This is a genomic window from Pseudorhodoferax sp. Leaf274 (assembly GCF_001422445.1).
Taxonomy (GTDB): Bacteria; Pseudomonadota; Gammaproteobacteria; order Burkholderiales; family Burkholderiaceae_C; genus Pseudorhodoferax.
In genome coordinates, this window is sequence record NZ_LMNA01000026.1 from 32,681 (window position 1) to 51,071 (window position 18,391).

The window sequence follows — 18,391 nt, forward strand, 5'->3', positions numbered from 1 at the left end:
CGCTCACTCCCCCAGATACGCCCGCATCAGTGCCCCGTCGGCCAGCAACTCGGCCGCACTCCCCTGGGCCACGATGCGCCCCGACTCCAGCACATAGGCGTGGTCGGCCAGTGACAGCGCCAGCCCCGCCATCTGGTCCACCAGCAGCAGGGTCATGCGCTCGTCACGCAGGCGCGAGAGCACGGCGAACAGGTCCTCGATGACCTTGGGCGCCAAGCCGAGCGAGGGCTCGTCCAGCAGCAGCACCTGGGGCTGGGCCATGAGGCCGCGCGCGATGGCCAGCATCTGCTGCTCCCCGCCCGACAGCAGGCCCGCGCGCTGGTGCAGGCGCTCGCGCAGGCGCGGGAAGCGCTGCAGCATGTCTTCCACACGCGCTTCGCACGCTGCGGGCTTCAGGAAGGCGCCCAGGCGCAGGTTGTCCAGTACGCTGAGTTCGGGGAACACCTGGCGCCCCTCCGGCACCAGCACCAGGCCCAGCGCAGCGATCTGTTCGGCGCCGAGCCCGGCCAGTTCGCGGCCGTTCAGGTGGATGCCGCCCGCCACCGGCCGGTGCAGCCCGGCCAGCGAGCGCATCAGCGTGGACTTGCCGGCCCCATTGGCGCCCAGCAGCGCCGCCATCTGGCCCGCGCGCACGGACAGTGCCACGCCGTGCAGCACGGGCTCGGCACCGTAGCCCGCCTGCAGCGCGCCGATGCCCAGCACCTCTTCGCTCGCGGGCGGCGCAGGCCGCGCCGCCACGGCGCCCTGCAGGCCCGCCTCGCCCAGGTAGGCGCGCCGCACGGCCGGGTCGGCCCGCACCATGGCCGGCGTGCCGTCGGCCAGGCGCTGGCCGGCGTCGAGCACGACGATGCGGTCCGACAGGTCCATCACGAGCGCCATGTCGTGCTCCACGATCACCACGCCGATGCCGCTGTCGGCGATCGCGCGCAGCAGCGCGGCCAGGCGCGTCTTGTCCTCGCGCGAGAGGCCGGCGGCCGGCTCGTCGAGTAGCAGCACCTGCGGGTCGGTGGCGAGCGCGCGGGCGATCTCCACGAGGCGCTTGTCCACGTGCGCGAGGTCGGCGGCGGGCGCGCCCGGTGCGCCGGCGTAGCCGCACTGCGCCAGCAGCGCGCGGGCGCGCAGGCGCAACGCCGGCGCATGGAAGCGCCGCGCCGCCAGCGGCGAGCCCAGGCGGCCACGGCACAGGCCCAGCGCCACGTTGTCCTCCACGCTGAGGCTGCCGAACAGCTGCGAGGTCTGGTAGCTGCGCGCGATGCCGGCCCGCGCGAGTTGGTGCGCCGGGCGGCCCTGCAGGTCCTTGCCGTGCAGGCTGAAGCTGCCGGCGCTGGGCTTGTAGAAGCCGCTCAGCATGTTCAGCACCGTCGTCTTGCCGGCGCCGTTGGGGCCGATCAGGCTGGTCACGCCGCCGCCGACGGTTTCGAAGCCCAGGTCGTGCACGGCCCGCACCCCGCCGAACTGCCGGCCCAGGCCCTGCACGCGCAGCACACCGCGCGCAGGCCCGCGCGGCAGCGGCTGCGCCGCGACGGGCGCTGCCGCCGTGGCCGGCTTGCGCCGCCAACCCGCGAACAGCCCGGCCACGCCCAGCGGCGCAGCCCACAGCACCACCAGCAACAGCGCGCCGAAGAAGAGCAGCCGCCAGTCCTCCATGCCGGCCAGCAGTTCCGGCAGCAGGCCCACGACCAGCGCGCCGATCAGCGGCCCGGCCACCGCGCCGGCGCCGCCCACCATGACCACCAGCACGAACAGGATGGACTGCAGCATGCCGAAGGTCTGTGGCGTGACGAAGCCCGACAGCGGCGCGAACAACCCGCCCGCCAGCCCCGCCAGCGCGGCCGACAGCGCGAACGCCACGGCCTTCACGCGCACCGGCGCGATGGCGATGGATTCGCTGGCCACCTCGCTGTCGCGCACCGCGCGCAGCGCCGCGCCCCAGGCGCTGCGGTCCAGCCAGGCGTAGAGCAGCACCAGCACGGCGCAGGCCAGCACCGCCAGCGCAGCCACGGCACGCTCGCCCGCCAGGCCGAACAGGGCAGGCGCGGCAATGCCCATGATGCCGTTCTGCCCACCCGTGAGCCCGCGCCATTCCACGGCACCATGCTCGACGATGAAACCGAAGGCAATCGTGACCATGGCCAGGTACGGCCCCTTCACGCGCAGCGCCGGCACCGCCAGCAGCAGGCCGACCGCGCCGGCCAGCAGCACACCGATGGGCCAGGCCAGCCAGAACGACAGCCCGGCCTTGGTCGTGAGCACCGCCACCGCGTAAGCGCCCAGCGCATAGAACCCCACATGGCCGAACGACACCTGGCCCGCCAGGCCCAACAGCACGTTCATGCCGATGCCCACGATGGCCAGCAGCGCCACGTTGGCCAGCACGTAGACGTAGTACCCGTTGAGCGTGGCGGCCAGCGCCAGCGCGCCCGCCAGCAACAGCACCCACGCGGCCCAGCCCGTGGGTGAGACGACAGACTTCATACCTTCTTCACCTCGGCGCGGCCGAACAGACCATCGGGCCGCAGCGCCAGCGCCACGATCACCAGCGAGAACATCATGATCTGGGTGTAGCCCGAGCCCAGCGTCGCCGTGACCAGCGCCTCGCCGGCGCCGAACACCAGCCCGGCCAGCATCACCCCCCAGGCGCTGCCGATGCCGCCCAGGATGGCCACCGCGAAGGCCTTGAGCCCGAACAGCGTGCCCATGTCGGCATGCACGTTGAACAGCGGCGCCACCAACGCGCCGGCCACCCCGGCCAGCAGGGTCGACAGCGCGAAGGCCAGCAGCACCACGTGCTTGACGGGGATGCCCATGAGCCGCGCCGCATCGCGGTTCTGCTGCACGGCCAGCACGGCCACGCCCCAGCGCGTGCGGCGCGCCACGCAATGCAGGCCGGCCGCCAGCGCCAGGCCCACCACCGGGATCAGCAGCTGCAGCGGGTACACGCCCAGCGCCGCATCGCCCAGCGTGATCGGCGCCTGCGCCCAGGGCGAAGGCAGGCTGCGCGGCTCCTTGCCGAAGCCGTGCATGACCAGGTTGTCCAGCACGATGCCCAGCGCCACGGTGGACATCAGCCAGGCATTGGAGCCGCGCCGCACGAACGGCCGCACGGCCACGAACTCCACCAGCATGCCGTAGACCGCGCAGGCCGCCAGCGCCACGGCCAGCGCCAGCGGCATGGGCCAGCCCATGGACTGCGAGAACACCCAGGTCAGCACCGCGCCCAGCATCATCGAACTGCCCTGCGCGAAGTTGACCGTGCCCGACACCGCGTAGGTGATGTGAAAGCCCAGCGCGATCAGCCCGTACATGGCGCCCAGCCCCAGGCCGCTGACCAGGGCGGAGATCAGCAGCATGGCGCGCGCCCCACAACACCCTGCGCCGCCAGCACCGGATCCGGCGACCTGCGCCAGCAGCGAGCCCGAAGGCCGCGGAGCAGGCCATGCCAGCAGACGCGGCGGAACTGGCTCTGCCAGGCCGCTCGCGGCGCTCCCTTGAGGGGGTATGGGACTTCTACACGCAGTGAGAAGTCCAAACGGGGGTGGGTCATTGCACAGGCAGGATCTTGTTGTCGATGAACTGCGCCCAGACGTAGTCGTTCTCGCTCACCGCGTCGTGCACCTCGGCCGTGAACGGCTTGTCGTAGGTCTTGATCAAGCCCTCGTAGCGCCCGATCTTGTAGAAGCCCTGGCGCACGGCATCGCCCTGCGTGCTGCCGGCCTGGGCGATGGCCAGCGCGCTGAGCTGCACCGCGTCATAGGCATTGGCCACGCCGACGGCGGGCGTCACGTCGTCCGGGCCCTTGATGTCCGGGTACTTGGCCTTCAGCGCCGCCAGCACCTTCTCGCCCACCGGCGTCTGCTTGCCGAAGAAGCTGTACGTCTGCACGAAGTGCACGCTCTTGGCGTTCGGGCCGGCCAGCTCGGTGAAGCGGCCGCCCGCGGGGCCCCAGTGCGAGACCACCGGCACCTTCCAGCCCATGCGGTCCAGCGACTTGACCACCTGGGCCGAGGGGCCCACGTTGCCGACCAGGAACAGCGTGTCGGCGCCGGCGGCCTTGAGCTTGGCCAGCTGCGGCACCACGTCCACCGCGTTGCCGTCGAACTTCTCGATGCCCGCGGCCTTCATGTTCTTGGCCGCCAGCGCGGCCACCAGGCCCTTCTCGTTCGACTCGCCCCAGGGGTTGTCGACCAGGATCATGGCGGGCTTGGCCGACTGGAAGGTCTTCTGCGCGTACTGCAGCATGGCCTTGTTGACGATCTCGTCCACCGCCGACACGCGGAACGCGAAGTTGGGGTTGGCGCCGTTCTTGGTGATCGGCGTGCCGGCCGCCCAGGGGCCCATGAAGGGCACCTTCTCCTGGTTGGCGATCGGCACGATGGCCATGGACACCGGCGTGTCGAGCCCGCCGAACAACACGGCCACCTTCTCCTTGTAGATCAGCTCGCGCGCGGCCACCACGCCCTTGGCCGGGTTGCCTTCGTCGTCACGGCGCACCAGTTCGAGCTTGCGGCCGCCTAGCAGGCCGCCCTTGGCGTTGATCTCGTCGATGGCCACGGCCATGCCGCGCGTGATGGCCTCGCCGGCGCGCGCCGACTGGCCCGACAGCGCGGTCACCAGGCCGATCTTGATGGTCTCCTGGGCGAAGGCCTGGGAACTGGACAGCGCGGCCAGCGCCGTCAGGGAAGTCGCGGCCAGCGAGAGCAGGGAGCGGCGAAGCAGGGGCATGGGTTTCTCCGTCAGATGAACAAGGACGGACGCCTTTTGCAAGCTCCATGCCACGTCTGGCAGCAAAGCCATCGGCACATTGACACCAAAGACAAAACTGGATTGTCGACAATCCAAGGCACAGATAGGCACCATAATTGCTCGGCCTTGCCAGGCGCAACAGAGCGCGCCACGCACCATGCCCTTGCACCAAACCCGATCCTTTTCGCACCTCGACAGTGCAGGCCCGCTGGCCGAGCGCGCCCTGCCCCACCATGGGCTGTTCGGCTACACGGCCATCACCCGGCGCGCCGACTTCCACTGGCCCGGCGGCCAGCGCCTGGCGGTCTACATCGGCTTCAACCTGGAGCACTTCGCGTTCGGCGACGGCCTGGGCGCGTGCCTGGGGCCCGTGGCGCCGCACCCCGACGTGCTCAACTACGCCTGGCGCGAATATGGCAACCGTGTGGGTGCCTGGCGCTGCCTGGAGCTGTTCGACCGGCTGGGCCTGTCCACCGGCGCCATCCTCAACACCGCGCTGTACGACCACTGCCCCGAGCTCGTGGCGGCCTGCGCCGCGCGCGGCGACGAACTCATCGCCCATGGCCACACCAATGCCGAGCAGCAGGCCGCCATGGACCCGGCTGCCGAACGCCGGCTGCTGGCCGACTGCCGCGCCCGCATCGCGCGCGAGAGCGGCGTGGCGCCGCAGGGCTGGCTGTCGCCCTGGATCTCCGAGAGCCCGGCCACGCCGCACCTGCTGGCCGCCACCGGCTACGGCTACACGCTGAACTGGTGCCACGACGACCAGCCCGTGCGCATGGCCACGCAGGACGGCCCGTTGTGGTCCGTGCCCTACCCGCAGGAGCTCAACGACATTCCGATGATCATGGCGCGGCAGATGGACGCGAAGGACTTCGCGCAGATGGTCATCGACAACTTCGACGAGATGCTGGCGCAGTCGCGCGCGCAGCCGCTGGTGATGGGCATCGCGCTGCACCCCTACATCGTCGGCCAGCCCTACCGGCTGCGCCATCTGCGCCGCGCGCTGGAGCACATCGCGCGGGCACGTGACGCCGGCGGCATCTGGTGGACCACGCCCGGCGCCATCGCCGCCCACATGCAGGAGCTCGACCCGCATGGCCACGCGTAGCCGCGGCACGGCGGCCGCCGCGCCGGCCGCGCCAGCGCCCGTCACCGGCCTCAACGAGGCCGAGGGCCGCATCTACCACGCGGTGTTCGAGAGCGTCATGAGCCAGCGGCTCACGCCAGGGACCAAGCTGCCCGAGCAGGGCCTGTCGGACCTGTTCGGCGTGCACCGCGCCGTGGTGCGCAAGGTGCTGCAACGCCTCGCGCACGACCGCATCGTCGACCTGCGGCCCAACCGCGGCGCCGTGGTGGCCGAACCCACGGTGCAGGAGACGCGCCAGATCTTCGAGGCGCGCCGGCTGCTGGAGGCCGCCATCCTGCCGCTGGCCGCAGCCCGCATCACCAAGGCCGAGCTGGCCGGCCTGCGCCGCCAGCTGCGCGAGGAGCACGCCACGCTGCACCAGCAGAACCAGCCGGCGTGGGCGCGGCTGGCCAGCGCCTTCCATATGCGGCTGGCCGAGGTCGCCGGCAACGAGGTGCTGCAGCGCTACCTGCACGAGCTGATCTCGCGCTGCTCGCTGATCGTGGCGCTGTACGAGCCGCCCGGCAACGCCGCCTGCGAGCACGACGAGCACGCGCGCATCGTCGACCACATCGAGAAGGGCGAGGTCGCCAAGGCGATCAAGCTCATGAACGAGCACCTGCTCGACCTGGAACAGCGGCTGCACCTGGACCGCCCGCAGTCCGAGAAATCACTGGGCCAGATGCTGGGCCTGGGCTAGGAACACCATGGACATCGATTTTTCCGCCATCACCGAATACCAGCGCTACAAGCTCATGGCCAGCCTGATCGTGCCGCGGCCGATCGCGCTGATCACCACCGTGAACGCCGACGGCGTGGTCAACGCCGCGCCGTTCAGCATGTTCAACATGCTGGGCGAGGAGCCGCCCATCGTGATGGTCAGCATCAACCGGCTGCAGGACGGTGCGCTCAAGCACACGGCGCAGAACATCGTCGCCAGCAAGGAGTTCGTGGTGCACATCAGCGACGAGGCGATGGCCCGGCAGATGCACCGCTGCGGCGAGAACTTCGCGGCCGAGGTGAGCGAGCTGGCGGCCGTGGGGCTGACGACCGCGCCCTGCAAGGTGGTGCAGCCGCCGCGCATCGTCGAGGCGCCCGTGGCCTTCGAGTGCACGCTGCACGAGCTGCTGGAAACCACCAGCCGGCAGATCTTCATCGGCCAGGTGCGCTGGCTGCATGCGCGCGAGGGCTTGATCGACACCGACACCTGGCGCGTACGATTGCAGGATTACTTCCCGGTCGCGCGCTTCGGTGCCAGCTTCTACGTGAACACGCGCGAGCGCTTCTCGCTGGAGGGCAGTGCCAGCGCGCCGGCCACGACCACACCCATCGATGAAATCTGAATCCGATCTTCCCGACGACGACACCCAGGGCGTGCGCCTGGCCAAGCGCGTGGCCGCCCAGGGCGGCTGGTCGCGCCGCGACGCCGAACTGCTGATCGACAACGGCGTGGTGCGCGTCGACGGCACGGTCGCGCTGTCGCCCCAGCTGCGGGTGCTGCCGGCGCAGCGCGTGGAGATCGAGAAGAACGCCACGCCGCAGCCGGTGCCCCCGGTCACCGTGGTGCTGCACAAGCCAGCCGGCATGGACATCGACCCCGCCGCGCCGCTGGCCGGCGCACGCCGCAGCGACACCGACCGCTCGGGCCTGCGGCCGCTGCCCCGGCATCTGCTGGACCAGCACTGCGTGGCCCCGCTCGGCACACGGGACAGCGGCCTGGTGGTGTTCACGCAGGTGCACGGCATCGAGCGCAAGCTGGTCGAGGACGCCGGCATCCTGGAGCACGAGCTGCAGGTCGAGGTGCAGGGCGAGGTCACGCCCGAGGCGCTGCAGGGCATGCGCCCCGCGCGCGTGAGCGTCGGCTCGCAGCGCGAAGGTCGCACGGTGCTGCGCTTCGCCATCAAGGGCCCCCAACCGGGCCAGGTCAGCGCCATGTGCGCGCGCGCCGGGCTGCAGGTCATGGGTGTGCGCCGCATCCGCCTGGGCCGGGTGCCGCTGGCCGGCATGGCGCCGGGCGAATGGCGCTATCTGCTGCCCGAAGAGCGCTTCTGAACCGTCGCCCTCGGGGGCGCGGCCATGTTCGAAAAGTGTGAAGCCCGCCGATACGCCGGATTCTGTGCACCGGGGTCGCCCCCGGTGTGACCGCCATTCCTCTGGGCCGTCTGTCGCCAGACGGCTCGGTGCTACCTACCCGCCAGCTCTCCTTGCGGAGCCACAAGGTCGCAAGAGGTTGCCCTGCTTGCGTGGCTGGCCTATTTGGTATTGCTGCGCGTAGAGATTGCCCGTTTCACCCCCGGTGGTCTACCTTGCGGCACTCCCCCGGGACTCGTCTCTGTTGCTCTGATCCTCACCTCGCGGTGGAGAGCCGTTAGCTCCTACGCTGCCCTGTGCAGTCCGGACGTTCCTCCAGTGCGGCCTTTCGGCCCGACGCAAGCGTCGTCTTTTCAGATTGCACCAGCGGCGGCCTGGCGGGCTTCACGGCGGGCATTATCGCAGTGCGCCAGAATGCCCTTTTTTGCCCAACCCAAGGGAGACGCCATGAAAGCCGACAACGTCCTGCAAACCATCGGCAACACGCCGCACATCCGCATCAACCGCCTGTTCGGCGGCCAGGCCCAGGTCTGGGTCAAGTCCGAGCGCAGCAACCCGGGCGGCTCGATCAAGGACCGCATCGCACTCGCCATGGTCGAGGATGCCGAGAAATCCGGCCAGCTGCAGCCCGGCGGCACCATCGTCGAGCCGACCTCGGGCAACACCGGCGTGGGCCTGGCCATGGTGGCAGCCGTCAAGGGCTACAAGCTGGTGCTGGTGATGCCCGACTCGATGTCGGTCGAGCGCCGTCGGCTGATGCTGGCCTACGGCGCCAGCTTCGAGCTGACCCCGCGCGAGAAGGGCATGAAGGGCTCCATCGCGCGCGCCCAGGAGATCGTGGCCAGCACGCCCGGCGCCTGGATGCCGCAACAGTTCGAGAACCCGGCCAACGTGGACGTGCACGTGCGCACCACGGCCCAGGAGATCCTGGCCGACTTTCCGGACGGCCTGGACGTGCTGATCACGGGCGTGGGCACGGGCGGCCACCTGTCGGGCTGCGCGCGCGTGCTCAAGGCCCAATGGCCGCAACTCAAGGTCTTCGCCGTCGAGCCCGTGGCCTCGCCGGTGATTTCGGGCGGCGCACCCTCGCCGCACCCGATCCAGGGCATCGGTGCCGGCTTCATCCCGAAGAACCTGGACACCAGCCTGCTGGACGGCGTGATCCAGGTCGACGCAGAGCCCGCGCGCGAGATGGCGCGCCGCTGCGCGCGCGAGGAGGGCCTGCTGGTGGGCATCTCGTCCGGCGCCACGCTGGCGGCCATCGCGCAGAAGCTGCCCGAACTGCCGGCCGGCAGCCGCGTGCTGGGCTTCAACTACGACACGGGCGAGCGCTACCTGTCGATCGAGGGCTTCCTGCCCGCATGAGCAACGCGCCGGGCCGCACTGAGCAAGCTCGTCCGCAGGCGCAGCAGCGCGCGGACGATCTGCTGGGCCTGTTCGGGCATTGAGCCGTGGCTGACCTCGTCACCACCGCCGACCGCGGCCAGCCACCGCAGCTGCTCGAGTTCCACCGCCTGACCGACGCCATCGCCGCGCAGCGCGCGCTGCTGCAGCGCTGGCAACAGGCCAGCCGTGACTTCCACCAGCAGCAGGCCCAGGCGCTCGCGCCGCTGCTGACCAGCCAGCGCGCCATCGACCTGGACCTGCTGCGGTTCCTGGACCAGGCGGCCCACGCCGGCGAGCTGGGCCGCACCGATCTGCAGATCCTGCATGCGCTGGTGCGCGACCTGGCGGCCAGCCTGCTGCGCCAGGGCGACGAGCCGGAGTTGCGCGCCATCCATGCCCGGCACCAGGACGCCGAAGATGCCGAAGACGCGGACACCGCGGACGACGACCAGGCCGATGCGCCACCGGCCACCACCGCGGCGCCCGCGCCCGCCGGCGACGAAGACTGGATGGCGCAGTGGGAGCGCATGGAAGCCGCCCAATCCGACACCGCCCGACAGCGCGAACGCCAGCGCGCGCAGCACAAGGCCGCCAGCCGGCGCCAGCGCATGACGGCCGCGCCGCAAGCCGAGGACGCGAGCCAGACCGTCCGCGCCGTCTACCGCAAGCTGGCCAGCGCGCTGCACCCCGACCGCGAGCCCGACGACGCCCAGCGCGCGCGCAAGACCGCACTGATGCAGCGTGTGAACGTGGCCTACGGCGCCGGCAACCTGCTCGACCTGCTGCAGCTGCAGCTGGAGATCGAGCAGATCGACACGCGCAGCATCGCCGCCATGGGAGAGGTCGCGCTGCGCCGCTACAACGCGGTGCTGGCCGAGCAGCTGGACGAGCTGCGCCAGGAGACCGCCGACACCGAGCGCGGCTTTCGCACGCAGCTGGGCCTGGGCCACGGCGCCGAGCCGACCGCCACGCGCATGGCGCGCGCCATCCGCGAGCAGGCGCGCGCGCTGCAGCAGAACATCGCCTACTACCAGTGGGAGCGGGCCGAGCTGGAAGACCCGCGATTCTTCAAGCAGTGGCTGCGCGAGCAGCGCGGCTGAACCGGCGCGGCGCCAAACGTACCCGCACGTCGCACGCGCATCGCACAGCGGGGCCGGCCCCGTATCATCGACCGCCTCCCCTGCTCCGCCCGATCACCACGGGCCGTGCCACACCATGATCCGCCTCTCCGAAATCAAGCTGCCGCTGGACCATGCCGCGGACGCCCTGCCCGCTGCCATCGCCGCCAAGCTCGGCCTGCCGCCCGGCGCCATCGCCAGCCACACCGTCTTCAAGCGCAGCTTCGACGCGCGCAAGGCCGAGCTGCTGCGCGTCTACATCGTCGATGCCGCGCTGGCCGAAGGTCAGGACGAGGCCGCCGTGCTGGCCCGCCTGCAGGGCGACCCGCATGTGTCGGCCACGCCCGACATGGCCTGGCAGCCGCCCGTGCGGCTCGCGCAGCCGCCCGCGCTGCGCCCCGTGGTCGTGGGCTTTGGCCCGTGCGGCATCTTCGTGGCGCTGGCGCTGGCGCAGATGGGCCTGAACCCCATCGTGCTGGAGCGCGGCAAGGCCGTGCGCGAGCGCACGCAGGACACCTGGGACCTGTGGCGCAAACGCGAGCTGCATCCAGAATCCAACGTGCAGTTCGGCGAGGGCGGCGCCGGCACCTTCTCCGACGGCAAGCTCTACAGCCAGATCAAGGACCCGCGCTTCCTGGGCCGCAAGGTGCTGGAGGAATTCGTCAAGGCCGGCGCGCCCGAAGAAATCCTGTGGGAGGCGCACCCGCACATCGGCACCTTCCGGCTCGTGAAGATGGTGGAGAGCATGCGCGCCGACATCATCGCGCTGGGCGGCGAGATCCGCTTCCAGCACAAGGTGGTCGACCTCACGGTGCAGGACGGCCCCGACGGCCGCCAGGTGCGCGGACTCGTGGTGCTGAACCAGGCCAGCGGTGCCACGTCGGAGCTGCGCGCCGACCACGTGGTCATGGCGCTGGGCCACAGCGCGCGGGACAGCTTCGAGATGCTGCATGCGCGCGGTGCGCCCATGGAGGCCAAGCCCTTCTCGATCGGCTTTCGCGCCGAGCACCCGCAGAGCCTGGTCGACCGTGCGCGCTGGGGCCGCCACGCCGGCCACCCGGACCTGGGCGCGGCCGAGTACCGGCTGGTGCACCACGCCAGCAACGGCCGATCGGTCTACAGCTTCTGCATGTGCCCGGGCGGCACCGTGGTCGCGGCCACGAGCGAACCCGGCCGCGTGGTCACCAACGGCATGAGCCAGTACTCGCGCGCCGAGCGCAACGCCAATTCGGGCATCGTGGTGGGCATCACGCCGGCGGATTTCCCCACGGAGTACCAGCACATCGACGTTCCCGCATCGGCCCAGGGCCAGCCGCACCCGCTGGCCGGCATCGAGCTGCAACGCCGGCTGGAATCGGCGGCCTTCGTGCTGGGCGGCAGCGACTACAGCGCGCCAGGCCAGTTGCTGGGCGACTTCCTCGCCGGCAGGCCGTCCACCCGGTTCGGCGAGGTGCAGCCCAGCTACAAGCCTGGCGTGCACCTGACCGACCTCGGCGGCGTGCTGCCCGACTACGCCATCGTCGCCATGCGCGAGGCCTTTCCCGCCTTCGCGCGCAAGATCCCGGGCTACGACCTGGCCGACGCCGTGCTGACCGGCGTGGAGACACGCACCTCGGCGCCCGTGCGCATCGAACGCGACCCCGCCACGCTGCAATGCGTGGGCCTGTCCGGCCTGTACCCGGCCGGCGAAGGCGCGGGCTACGCGGGCGGCATCCTGTCGGCCGGCGTGGACGGGCTCAAGGTGGCCGAGGCCGTGGCCCGCGCACTGGCACCCGCATGAGCACCGCCGGGCCGCCCCAAGGTGCTCGGGGCACCGCAGCGCGCAGCGCGAAGCAACTCCAATGAGCGCCGCGCCGGGCCGCCCCGGGCAGGCGCGCGCCGCAGGCGAAGCCGACGGTACGCCAGTGCGCCTGGGCGCGCCGCGCGGCACCGACGGCCGTTTTCGCAACACCGAGCCGTTCGAGCCGCGCGGCCTGGCCGACGTGCTGCGCTGGCAGTGGCAGGCCCGGCGCGAACAGCAGGCCGCCGCGCAGCCCACGCCCACCCAGCCCGCCGACCTCGACTTCATCGCGCGCAACCGCGGCGGTGCACTCGCGCCGGCCGCGACCTGGCTGGGCCACGCCACCGTGCTCGCCCAGTTCGGCGGCGTGAACCTGCTGACCGACCCGCACTGCAGCCACCGCGCCTCGCCGTTCACGTTCAGCGGGCCGCAGCGCGCGCAGCCGCCGGCCATCGCGCCGCAGGACATGCCGCCCATCGACCTGGTGCTGGTCTCGCACAACCACTACGACCACCTCGACGTTGCCACCGTGCAGGCGCTCGCGCGCCAGGCCGGCGGCCCGCCGCTGTTCGTGGTGCCGCTGGGCCTGAAGGCCTGGTTCGCGCGCCGCGGCATCGCCGACGTGGTGGAGCTGGACTGGTGGCAGACCGCGCAGCTGCGCGGCGTGGAGGTCACGCTGACGCCCGTGCGCCACTGGTCCTCGCGCACGCTGGGCGACCGCATGGCCTCGCTGTGGGGCGGCTTCGCGGTGCTGGCGCCCGACCTGCACCTGTACTTCGGTGGCGACACGGGCTACTCGCCGAACAACTTCATCGACACGCGCGCGCATTTCGCCGAACGCCAGAGCACGGCGAGCGGCGGTGGTTTCGACCTCGCGCTGCTGCCCATCGGCGCCTACGAGCCGCGCTGGTTCATGGCGCCGCAGCACGTGAACCCCGAGGAGTCGGTGCGCATCCACCAGGAACTCGGGGCCAAGCGCTCGCTGGGCATCCACTGGGGCACCTTCAAGCTGACCAACGAGCCGCTGGACGAACCGCCGCGCAAGCTGGCCGAGATGCTGCAGGCCGCGGGCCTGACGCCGCAGGACTTCTGCGTCACCGCCATCGGCGAAACCCTGCGGCTGCCGCCGCGCATTCCCAAGGCCATCCCATGATCCACGACGACCTGCACTCCTACGAACCGCGGCTGGGCCACGGCCTGCCGCACGACCCGTTCAACGCCATCGTCGGGCCGCGGCCCATCGGCTGGGTGTCCACGCGCAGCAAGGCGGGCCTGGTGAACCTGGCGCCCTACAGCTTCTTCAACGCCTTCAACTACGTGCCGCCCATCGTGGGCTTCGCCAGCATCGGCCGCAAGGACTCGCTGGCGCATGTGGAGGAAACCGGCGAGTTCGTCTGGAACCTGGCCACGCGCCCGCTGGCCGAGCAGATGAACGCCAGTTGCGCCGCCGTGCCACCCGACGTGAACGAGTTCGAACTGGCTGGATTGACGCCCGTCGCCTCGCAACGCGTGGCACCGCCGCGCGTGGGCGAGAGCCCCGTGGCCTTCGAGTGCAAGCTGTCGCAGCTGGTGCAGCTGCAAGGCGCCGACGGCCGTGCCGTGGAGACCTGGCTGGTGCTGGGCGAGGTGGTGCAGGTGCACATCGCGCGGGCGCTGCTCAAGGACGGCATCTACGACACGGCCGCCGGCCAGCCCATCCTGCGCGGCGGCGGCCCGGCCGATTACTTCGGGCTGGGCGAGAAGTTCCTGATGCGCAGGCCGCGCTGATCCAGGGCCCACAACGACAAGAGCCGCCCGAGGGCGGCTCTTTGCATGGGAAAGACGAAGCTCAGACTTCGCCGCCCAGTTGCTGGCCGTGGCGCACGGCATAGACAGCTTCGGCGCGCACAGCGTCGCGGGTCAGGTTGCTCTTGGCGGTGGCCACGGCACCGATGTCGGCGCCTTCGCCCACTTCAGGCAGCGTGCCGTTGCGTTCGGCCTGCAGGTATTCGGCACGCACGGCTTCGCGGGTCAGGCTGCTCTTGGCGCTGCTCACTTGCGGCACGTAACCGACTTCACCGCTGATGTTGTCGCCAGCGAAGCTGGGGGCGGCGGCGAACGTTGCGGCGGCGATCAGGGCGGAGGCGATGAACTTGTTCATGATGGATTCCTTTCAGGCGATGGATGCAATGGCTCATTCGGCGGAGCCGGACCCCATGTCCGTCTTCGTCTCGATGAGTCGTCTTGTGTGCGTCTCATCGATGGGTTGAATTGTGGAAGTGGGAGGCCGAAAGAAAAACCGGGCGCCAGGCAATGGATCGTTTCCGCATCAGAAACAAAGCGCCCATGAAAAGAGCCGCCCGAAGGCGGCTCGCATGCCGGCGCGACGCCGGGTTTACTGCGCGTTCTGCAGCGCGGCGATGCGCTGTTCGATCGGCGGGTGGGTCGAGAACAGCTGGCCGATGCCACCGGCGATGCCGAAGGCCGCCACGCTCTTGGGCAGCTCGCCCGTGTGCACGCCGCCCAGGCGGGCCAGTGCGTTGATCATGGGCTGCTTGCGGCCCATGAGTTGCGCGGCACCGGCGTCGGCACGGAACTCGCGCTGGCGCGAGAACCAGGCCACGACGATGGCGGCGGCAAAGCCGAGCACGATGTCCAGCACGATGGTGGTGACCCAGTAGCCGATGCCGGGGCCGGAGTTCTCGCTGTCGCCCTTGCGCAGGAAGCTGTCCACCGCGTAACCGATCACGCGCGACAGGAACACCACGAAGGTGTTCATCACGCCCTGGATCAGCGTCATGGTGACCATGTCGCCGTTGGCGATGTGCGCGACCTCGTGGCCGATCACGGCCTCGACCTCTTCACGCGTCATGTTCTGCAGGAGGCCAGTGGACACCGCGACCAGGGCCGAGTTCTTGAAGGCGCCGGTGGCAAACGCGTTCGGATCGCCCTCGAAGATGCCGACCTCGGGCATGCCGATGCCGGCCTTGTCGGCAAAGCGGCGCACGGTCTCGACGATCCAGCGCTCGTCGGCCGAACCCGTGCCGTCGATGACCTGCACTTTCGATGCCCACTTGGCCATGGGCTTGCTGATCAGCAGCGAGATGATGGCGCCGCCGAAGCCCATGATCAGCGCGAAGCCGAGCAGCGAGCCCAGGTTCAGCCCGTTGGGCGTGAGGAAGCGGTTGACGCCGAGCAGGCTGGCGACAACGCCCAGCACCACCACGACGGCGAGGTTGGTGAGGACAAACAAGGCAATGCGTTTCATGGGTTCTCCGGGGGCGCCCTTCAACAATCAAAGTGGGTGACGGCTGCACACATGGGGGCAGTGTGCACAACCTCAAGCCGCGCCTGGCAATGTCCTTTGTTCTCGTACGTCTGAACCTGGGGCGGGGCGAAAAACAAGCGGGTCATCATAGAAGGATTCGTGTGCGTTCCCTGCGCACCAGAGCGGTACGCCGAGCACCGGCAGCGGAGCGAAAGGCTTCTCCGCCCAGGCCGGGCCGTCGATGGCAGCGGCCAGCCAGCGGTCGATGTCCGCTATCGATTCAAGAGCTTGGGGAGCCGCCAGCACATGGGCGGTGAGCGGCTTGCGCGGTGTTTGCAGCTGCTCCAGCAGGCCATGGCCGAAGACCAGCAGCCGGGCCTTGCGCCACTGGCCGCGGCGCGTGACGAACAGGCCGCGCCAGTCGCGCGCACGCAGCGCATCCCACATGCCATGTGGGGCCAACAGCAGCGCGCCGTTCTCGTCCAACAGCGTCATCGCGTCGCGCAACGGGCCGCGCCGCGGACCCTGGCCCCGCCGGGCGATCTCGGCGGCGTGCAGCGCGTTGAGCCGCCACTTGGTGCGCGGAAAGTGCAGCCAGGCCAGGCCGTTGAACAGGTCGTGCAGGTTCTCGCGCGTGGGGCATTCGCGCTGCGCGTGCAGCAAGGCCTCGTAGCCTGGCCCGGCGGCAGCGACTGCTGCGGCACGAACCGCGGTTGCGCCGGGCCGGCGACGGCGTTGAGCGCCGCGTACAGAGGCAAGCCCTGGCGCATGGCCTGCGCCAGCTGGCGGCCCTGGGCGGCATAGGGCTGCAGCCAGGGCCGGGACCAGTCGGGGATCACGCCGGGCCGGGTGCCCAGCGCAGCTTGCGCGGCTGCGCCTGCGGCGTCAGTTCCACGCCCGGCACATGCTTCTTGAGGAACTTGGACATCACGGCCTGGCGGCCCAATAGCTTGGCTTCGCGCAGCCGCTTGGCGACTTCGCCGAAGTCGACCTCGTGGCCTTCGGTGACGCCCGGCATCTCGCGCAGCAGGGCCTGCACGCGTTCGCTGAGCTCGGCCTCCTTGGCGGCCGCGGCCGCCGCGCGCGCCGAGACCGGTGCGGGCTCGGGCGCCGGTGCCGGCGCCGGCGATGCAGGCACAGGCGCCGGTGCAGGCGACGGCGGCGGTGCGGGCACGCGAGCCGGGGCAGGCGCGGGCGCCGCCTCGGCCACGGACTTGGCCGCCGTCTTGCGCGCCGGCGTCTTCCGGGCGGCGGTCTTGCGGGCCGGAGCGGGCGCCGCGGCCGGCGCAGCGACCGGCAGCACGCTGGCCACCACGCTGGCCGCGGCACTGCGCCGCGCACCGAGCAGCACGACCTCGTCGTAGAAGCCGTGCACCTCGGGCGACATCTTGTTGGCCTGCGAGAAGCACACCGTGCGCACGCCGCGCTCGCGCAGCCGCAGCACCAGCGGCGCGAAGTCGGCGTCGCCCGTGCCGATGGCCAGCACGCCGGGCGCATACCGGGCGCACAGGTCCATGGCGTCCACGGCCAGCGCCATGTCGGTGGTGTTCTTGGCCAGCGGCAGGTTCACGCACAGGTGGAACGCGAATTCGCGCAGCACGCCGGACAATCCCTTGAGGTTCTCGGCGCTGCCGTAGGCGCGGCGGATGCCGACGGGGCCGGCCAGCTGCGTCAGGTGCCGCAGTGCCTGGGCCACCATCTCCGGTGCCGACAGGTTGTCGGCGTCGATCAGCAGGGCCACCGGGCCGGACGGGACCACCGTGCCCGCGCTCATGCGACAACCTTCCACGGCAGCGTCTCACCGGCGCGCAACGGCTTGAGGTTGGCCTCGCCATAGACATAGCTGTCGGGCACGGTCCATTCCTCGCGCTGGAGCGTCACCGTGCCCTGGTTGCGCGGCAGGCCGTAGAAGTCCGCGCCATGCAGGCTCATGAAGCCTTCGAGCTTGTCGAGCGCGCCGGCCTTGTCGAAGGCCTCGGCGTACATCTCCAGCGCGGCGTGCGCGGTGTAGCAACCGGCGCAACCCGTGGCGTGCTCCTTGAGGTGGGACGCGTGCGGCGCGCTGTCGGTGCCGGCGAAGAACTTGGGGCTGCCGCTGGTGGCCGCCTCGACCAGCGCCACGCGGTGTGTCTCGCGCTTGAGCACGGGCAGGCAGTAGTAGTGCGGCCGGATGCCACCCGTGAAGATGGCGTTGCGGTTGTAGAGCAGGTGGTGCGCCGTGATGGTGGCGGCCGTGTGCGCGTCGGCGCTGCCCACGTACTGGGCGGCCTCGCGCGTGGTGATGTGCTCCATCACGATCTTCAGTTCGGGGAAGTCGCGGCGCAGCGGGATCAGCTGCTGGTCGATGAAGGCGGCCTCGCGGTCGAACAGGTCCACCGTCTGGTCGGTCACCTCGCCGTGCACCAGCAGCAGCATGCCCTCGCGCTGCATGGCTTGCAGCACCGGGTAGACCGTGCGCAGGCCGGTGACGCCGGAATCGCTGTTGGTGGTGGCGCCGGCCGGGTAGAGCTTGGCGGCCACCACGCCGGCCGCGCGCGCGCGGCGGATCTCCTCGGGCGCGATCTGGTCGGTGAGGTACAGCGTCATGAGCGGCTCGAACGCCGCGCCTTCGGGCACGGCCGCCAGGATGCGGCCGCGGTAGGCCAGCGCCTGCTCGGCCGTGGTGACGGGCGGGCGCAGGTTGGGCATGACGATGGCGCGTGCGAACTGCGCCGCGCTGTGCGGCACCAGCGTGCGCAGCACCTCGCCATCGCGCAGATGCAGGTGCCAGTCGTCGGGGCGGGTCAGCGTGAGGGTGTCGGTGGTTGCGTGCATGGGGGCGGATTCTCCCATCGCGGCGGGCACCGGATGCCTTGCATCCATAGAATCGATCATCGATATTCACAACAGCTTGAACG

The 18,391-nt window shown here is 70.8% G+C and carries 17 protein-coding genes and 1 other RNA gene; 9 read left to right on the forward strand and 9 right to left on the reverse strand.

The annotated features are described in order from the left end of the window. Positions 1 to 3 precede the first annotated feature (3 nt). The 3 genes from ASF44_RS20845 to ASF44_RS20855 form a co-directional block, all read right to left on the reverse strand. Positions 4 to 2,475, reverse strand: a complete 2,472-nt coding sequence (locus ASF44_RS20845; RefSeq protein WP_056901180.1) for a branched-chain amino acid ABC transporter ATP-binding protein/permease — start codon at positions 2,473 to 2,475, stop codon at positions 4 to 6. Beyond that, positions 2,472 to 3,350 (reverse strand): branched-chain amino acid ABC transporter permease, encoded by an 879-nt coding sequence (locus ASF44_RS20850; protein WP_056901181.1) that lies wholly within the window; start codon positions 3,348 to 3,350, stop codon positions 2,472 to 2,474. The genes ASF44_RS20845 and ASF44_RS20850 overlap by 4 nt, the downstream gene beginning before the upstream one ends. Positions 3,351 to 3,540: 190 nt before the next feature. Next, positions 3,541 to 4,722 carry an ABC transporter substrate-binding protein gene (locus ASF44_RS20855; protein WP_056901182.1) on the reverse strand — a complete coding sequence of 394 codons (1,182 nt, stop codon included), beginning with the start codon at positions 4,720 to 4,722 and terminating at the stop codon, positions 3,541 to 3,543. 178 nt (positions 4,723 to 4,900) lie between these two features. On the opposite strand from ASF44_RS20855, the gene ASF44_RS20860 reads away from it, so the two are divergent. From ASF44_RS20860 to ASF44_RS20875, 4 genes are read left to right on the forward strand one after another with little or no spacing between them, the layout of a single operon-like run. Continuing rightward, complete coding sequence (locus ASF44_RS20860) at positions 4,901 to 5,854, forward strand: polysaccharide deacetylase family protein (protein ID WP_235579293.1); 954 nt, start codon at positions 4,901 to 4,903, stop codon at positions 5,852 to 5,854. After that, positions 5,841 to 6,572, forward strand: coding sequence for a GntR family transcriptional regulator (locus ASF44_RS20865; protein WP_056901183.1), 732 nt, complete (start codon positions 5,841 to 5,843; stop codon positions 6,570 to 6,572). Before ASF44_RS20860 ends, ASF44_RS20865 begins: the two co-directional genes overlap by 14 nt. Before the next feature lie 7 nt (positions 6,573 to 6,579). Next, a complete protein-coding gene (locus ASF44_RS20870; protein ID WP_056901184.1) occupies positions 6,580 to 7,215 on the forward strand; it encodes a flavin reductase family protein in 636 nt (211 codons plus the stop codon). Next, positions 7,205 to 7,924 (forward strand): RNA pseudouridine synthase, encoded by a 720-nt coding sequence (locus tag ASF44_RS20875; protein WP_056901185.1) that lies wholly within the window; start codon positions 7,205 to 7,207, stop codon positions 7,922 to 7,924. Before ASF44_RS20870 ends, ASF44_RS20875 begins: the two co-directional genes overlap by 11 nt. A 35-nt stretch (positions 7,925 to 7,959) precedes the next feature. On the opposite strand, the gene rnpB is transcribed toward ASF44_RS20875, so the two are convergent. After that, an RNA gene (rnpB, locus tag ASF44_RS22345) (RNase P RNA component class A) lies at positions 7,960 to 8,349 on the reverse strand. Positions 8,350 to 8,410: 61 nt separating this feature from the next. Here rnpB and cysK point away from each other — a divergent pair. The 5 genes from cysK to ASF44_RS20900 all read left to right on the forward strand — a co-directional run bounded on the left by cysK (position 8,411) and on the right by ASF44_RS20900 (position 14,014). Then, the gene (gene cysK, locus ASF44_RS20880; RefSeq protein WP_056901186.1) at positions 8,411 to 9,328 is read left to right on the forward strand and encodes a cysteine synthase A; all 918 of its coding nucleotides are present in this window, start codon (positions 8,411 to 8,413) and stop codon (positions 9,326 to 9,328) included. Positions 9,329 to 9,414: 86 nt separating this feature from the next. Beyond that, positions 9,415 to 10,449 (forward strand): J domain-containing protein, encoded by a 1,035-nt coding sequence (locus tag ASF44_RS20885; protein ID WP_056901187.1) that lies wholly within the window; start codon positions 9,415 to 9,417, stop codon positions 10,447 to 10,449. Between the two features lie 115 nt (positions 10,450 to 10,564). After that, positions 10,565 to 12,247, forward strand: a complete 1,683-nt coding sequence (locus ASF44_RS20890) for an NAD(P)/FAD-dependent oxidoreductase (protein ID WP_056901188.1) — start codon at positions 10,565 to 10,567, stop codon at positions 12,245 to 12,247. A gap of 61 nt (positions 12,248 to 12,308) precedes the next feature. After that, complete coding sequence (locus ASF44_RS20895) at positions 12,309 to 13,400, forward strand: MBL fold metallo-hydrolase (protein WP_082524941.1); 1,092 nt, start codon at positions 12,309 to 12,311, stop codon at positions 13,398 to 13,400. Then, on the forward strand, positions 13,397 to 14,014 hold the full coding sequence (locus ASF44_RS20900; protein WP_200930641.1) for a flavin reductase family protein: 618 nt from the start codon (positions 13,397 to 13,399) through the stop codon (positions 14,012 to 14,014). The genes ASF44_RS20895 and ASF44_RS20900 overlap by 4 nt, the downstream gene beginning before the upstream one ends. A 61-nt stretch (positions 14,015 to 14,075) precedes the next feature. Here ASF44_RS20900 and ASF44_RS20905 read toward each other — a convergent pair whose 3' ends face one another. The 5 genes from ASF44_RS20905 to pyrC all read right to left on the reverse strand — a co-directional run bounded on the left by ASF44_RS20905 (position 14,076) and on the right by pyrC (position 18,308). Further along, the gene (locus tag ASF44_RS20905) at positions 14,076 to 14,387 is read right to left on the reverse strand and encodes a DUF4148 domain-containing protein (protein ID WP_056901189.1); all 312 of its coding nucleotides are present in this window, start codon (positions 14,385 to 14,387) and stop codon (positions 14,076 to 14,078) included. Positions 14,388 to 14,621: 234 nt separating this feature from the next. Next, positions 14,622 to 15,494, reverse strand: a complete 873-nt coding sequence (htpX, locus tag ASF44_RS20910; protein WP_056901190.1) for a protease HtpX — start codon at positions 15,492 to 15,494, stop codon at positions 14,622 to 14,624. Between the two features lie 72 nt (positions 15,495 to 15,566). Further along, positions 15,567 to 16,157, reverse strand: coding sequence for a DUF3025 domain-containing protein (locus tag ASF44_RS20915; RefSeq protein ID WP_369820946.1), 591 nt, complete (start codon positions 16,155 to 16,157; stop codon positions 15,567 to 15,569). A gap of 172 nt (positions 16,158 to 16,329) precedes the next feature. After that, entirely contained in the window at positions 16,330 to 17,268 is a 939-nt protein-coding gene (locus tag ASF44_RS20920) for an NYN domain-containing protein (protein ID WP_056901191.1), read from the reverse strand. Beyond that, positions 17,265 to 18,308, reverse strand: coding sequence for a dihydroorotase (pyrC, locus tag ASF44_RS20925; RefSeq protein ID WP_056901192.1), 1,044 nt, complete (start codon positions 18,306 to 18,308; stop codon positions 17,265 to 17,267). Before pyrC ends, ASF44_RS20920 begins: the two co-directional genes overlap by 4 nt. Between the last annotated feature and the right edge of the window lie 83 nt (positions 18,309 to 18,391).

What these genes read in the sequence shown, in the direction of transcription:
- ASF44_RS20920 (WP_056901191.1), bottom strand. Translation starts at nt 17,268, where the DNA reads ATGAGCGCGGGCACGGTGGTCCCGTCCGGCCCGGTGGCCCTGCTGATC.
- cysK (WP_056901186.1), top strand. Translation starts at nt 8,411, where the DNA reads ATGAAAGCCGACAACGTCCTGCAAACCATCGGCAACACGCCGCACATC.
- ASF44_RS20850 (WP_056901181.1), bottom strand. Translation starts at nt 3,350, where the DNA reads ATGCTGCTGATCTCCGCCCTGGTCAGCGGCCTGGGGCTGGGCGCCATG.
- ASF44_RS20865 (WP_056901183.1), top strand. Translation starts at nt 5,841, where the DNA reads ATGGCCACGCGTAGCCGCGGCACGGCGGCCGCCGCGCCGGCCGCGCCA.
- ASF44_RS20890 (WP_056901188.1), top strand. Translation starts at nt 10,565, where the DNA reads ATGATCCGCCTCTCCGAAATCAAGCTGCCGCTGGACCATGCCGCGGAC.
- ASF44_RS20845 (WP_056901180.1), bottom strand. Translation starts at nt 2,475, where the DNA reads ATGAAGTCTGTCGTCTCACCCACGGGCTGGGCCGCGTGGGTGCTGTTG.
- ASF44_RS20905 (WP_056901189.1), bottom strand. Translation starts at nt 14,387, where the DNA reads ATGAACAAGTTCATCGCCTCCGCCCTGATCGCCGCCGCAACGTTCGCC.
- ASF44_RS20895 (WP_082524941.1), top strand. Translation starts at nt 12,309, where the DNA reads ATGAGCGCCGCGCCGGGCCGCCCCGGGCAGGCGCGCGCCGCAGGCGAA.
- pyrC (WP_056901192.1), bottom strand. Translation starts at nt 18,308, where the DNA reads ATGCACGCAACCACCGACACCCTCACGCTGACCCGCCCCGACGACTGG.
- htpX (WP_056901190.1), bottom strand. Translation starts at nt 15,494, where the DNA reads ATGAAACGCATTGCCTTGTTTGTCCTCACCAACCTCGCCGTCGTGGTG.
- ASF44_RS20860 (WP_235579293.1), top strand. Translation starts at nt 4,901, where the DNA reads ATGCCCTTGCACCAAACCCGATCCTTTTCGCACCTCGACAGTGCAGGC.
- ASF44_RS20870 (WP_056901184.1), top strand. Translation starts at nt 6,580, where the DNA reads ATGGACATCGATTTTTCCGCCATCACCGAATACCAGCGCTACAAGCTC.
- ASF44_RS20875 (WP_056901185.1), top strand. Translation starts at nt 7,205, where the DNA reads ATGAAATCTGAATCCGATCTTCCCGACGACGACACCCAGGGCGTGCGC.
- ASF44_RS20855 (WP_056901182.1), bottom strand. Translation starts at nt 4,722, where the DNA reads ATGCCCCTGCTTCGCCGCTCCCTGCTCTCGCTGGCCGCGACTTCCCTG.
- ASF44_RS20900 (WP_200930641.1), top strand. Translation starts at nt 13,397, where the DNA reads ATGATCCACGACGACCTGCACTCCTACGAACCGCGGCTGGGCCACGGC.